Consider the following 245-nt stretch of genomic DNA (forward strand, 5'->3'; position numbering starts at 1 on the left):
CCCGTATCTTGTAGTTAGCAGTGTTCAGTCGCAGTTTAAAGTAACTAAACCTGCAACTTATTGGGTTGCTTAACTTCTAGAATTTCCTTTCAATATTTAATGAACTTCTCTAAAATTGTTTTTTTTTAAAACAACCTTAGATTGTAGTCTCAGGCAGACTCGAACTGCCGACCTCTACATTATCAGTGTAGCGCTCTAACCAGCTGAGCTATGAGACTCTTTTGGTTATTGGTTTTTGGTTGCTC

The 245-nt window shown here is 37.6% G+C and carries 1 tRNA gene; it reads right to left on the minus strand.

Features of this window, described 5'->3' with window-relative positions:
* Nucleotides 1–144: 144 nt before the first annotated feature.
* Nucleotides 145–218, minus strand: a tRNA-Ile gene (locus LG651_RS15720).
* Between the last annotated feature and the right edge of the window lie 27 nt (nucleotides 219–245).

Source organism: Neotamlana sargassicola, assembly GCF_020523965.1.
GTDB lineage: Bacteria > Bacteroidota > Bacteroidia > Flavobacteriales > Flavobacteriaceae > Neotamlana > Neotamlana sargassicola.